This window comes from Streptomyces sp. NPDC017979, assembly GCF_044328175.1.
Taxonomy (GTDB): Bacteria; Actinomycetota; Actinomycetes; order Streptomycetales; family Streptomycetaceae; genus Streptomyces.
In genome coordinates this window covers 2,351-4,849 of the sequence record NZ_JBIRGU010000033.1, presented here as the reverse complement: position 1 = coordinate 4,849, position 2,499 = coordinate 2,351, and the positions used below count along the sequence as shown (strand labels likewise).

At 56.5% G+C, this 2,499-nt stretch carries 1 rRNA gene (running past one end of the window); it reads right to left on the bottom strand.

What is annotated here, in order from left to right:
• Positions 1–22: 22 nt before the first annotated feature.
• Positions 23–2,499 (bottom strand): 23S ribosomal RNA (locus ACH4E8_RS35115) (it continues 727 nt past the right edge of the window).

The following is a 2,499-nucleotide window of genomic DNA, read 5'->3' as shown; positions in this document are numbered from 1 at the left end:
AACACAGTGGACGCGAGCAAATATGGACAAGCCCTCGGCCTATTAGTACCAGTCACCTCCACCGGTTACCCGGCTTCCAGATCTGGCCTATCAACCCAGTCGTCTACTGGGAGCCTTAACCCATCAAGTGGGTGGGAGTCCTCATCTCGAAGCAGGCTTCCCGCTTAGATGCTTTCAGCGGTTATCCCTCCCGAACGTAGCCAACCAGCCATGCCCTTGGCAGGACAACTGGCACACCAGAGGTTCGTCCGTCCCGGTCCTCTCGTACTAGGGACAGCCCTTCTCAAGACTCCTACGCGCACAGCGGATAGGGACCGAACTGTCTCACGACGTTCTAAACCCAGCTCGCGTACCGCTTTAATGGGCGAACAGCCCAACCCTTGGGACCGACTCCAGCCCCAGGATGCGACGAGCCGACATCGAGGTGCCAAACCATCCCGTCGATATGGACTCTTGGGGAAGATCAGCCTGTTATCCCCGGGGTACCTTTTATCCGTTGAGCGACGGCGCTTCCACAAGCCACCGCCGGATCACTAGTCCCGACTTTCGTCCCTGCTCGACCCGTCGGTCTCACAGTCAAGCTCCCTTGTGCACTTACACTCAACACCTGATTACCAACCAGGCTGAGGGAACCTTTGGGCGCCTCCGTTACTCTTTAGGAGGCAACCGCCCCAGTTAAACTACCCATCAGACACTGTCCCTGATCCGGATCACGGACCCAGGTTAGACATCCAGCACGACCAGAGTGGTATTTCAACAACGACTCCCCCTGAACTGGCGTCCAGAGTTCACAGTCTCCCACCTATCCTACACAAGCCGAACCGAACACCAATATCAAACTGTAGTAAAGGTCCCGGGGTCTTTCCGTCCTGCTGCGCGAAACGAGCATCTTTACTCGTAGTGCAATTTCACCGGGCCTATGGTTGAGACAGTCGAGAAGTCGTTACGCCATTCGTGCAGGTCGGAACTTACCCGACAAGGAATTTCGCTACCTTAGGATGGTTATAGTTACCACCGCCGTTTACTGGCGCTTAAGTTCTCAGCTTCGCAACCCCGAAAGGTCACTAACCGGTCCCCTTAACGTTCCAGCACCGGGCAGGCGTCAGTCCGTATACATCGCCTTACGGCTTCGCACGGACCTGTGTTTTTAGTAAACAGTCGCTTCTCGCTGGTCTCTGCGGCCACCCCCAGCTCAAGGTGTAAAACCCATCACCGGAAATGGCCCCCCTTCTCCCGAAGTTACGGGGGCATTTTGCCGAGTTCCTTAACCATAGTTCACCCGAACGCCTCGGTATTCTCTACCTGACCACCTGAGTCGGTTTAGGGTACGGGCCGCCATGAAACTCGCTAGAGGCTTTTCTCGACAGCATAGGATCATCCACTTCACCACAATCGGCTCGGCATCAGGTCTCACCCCTAGTGTGTGACGGATTTACCTACCACACGGGCTACACCCTTACCCCGGGACAACCACCGCCCGGGCTGGACTACCTTCCTGCGTCACCCCATCACTTACCTACTACCCCCTCGGGTCAGCGGCTCCACCACTCCTCATCACTCCGAAGAGATCAAAGGCGGCTTCACGGCCTTAGCATCAGAAGATTCAGTATTGGGCGTTTCAAAGCGGGTACCGGAATATCAACCGGTTGTCCATCGACTACGCCTGTCGGCCTCGCCTTAGGTCCCGACTTACCCTGGGCAGATCAGCTTGACCCAGGAACCCTTAGTCAATCGGCGCACACGTTTCCCACGTGTGTATCGCTACTCATGCCTGCATTCTCACTCGTGAACCATCCACCACTGCCTTCCGGCGCGGCTTCACCCGGCACACGACGCTCCCCTACCCAACCCAACACCCGTTAGGGCTATATGTTGGATTGACACGACTTCGGCGGTACGCTTGAGCCCCGCTACATTGTCGGCGCGGAATCACTTGACCAGTGAGCTATTACGCACTCTTTCAAGGGTGGCTGCTTCTAAGCCAACCTCCTGGTTGTCTCTGCGACTCCACATCCTTTCCCACTTAGCGCACGCTTAGGGGCCTTAGTCGATGCTCTGGGCTGTTTCCCTCTCGACCATGGAGCTTATCCCCCACAGTCTCACTGCCACGCTCTCACTTACCGGCATTCGGAGTTTGGCTAAGGTCAGTAACCCGGTAGGGCCCATCGCCTATCCAGTGCTCTACCTCCGGCAAGAAACACGTGACGCTGCACCTAAATGCATTTCGGGGAGAACCAGCTATCACGGAGTTTGATTGGCCTTTCACCCCTAACCACAGGTCATCCCCCAGGTTTTCAACCCTGGTGGGTTCGGTCCTCCACGACCTCTTACAGCCGCTTCAACCTGCCCATGGCTAGATCACTCCGCTTCGGGTCTTGAGCGTGCTACTGAAACGCCCTATTCGGACTCGCTTTCGCTACGGCTCCCCCACACGGGTTAACCTCGCAACACACCGCAAACTCGCAGGCTCATTCTTCAAAAGGCACGCAGTCACGACAC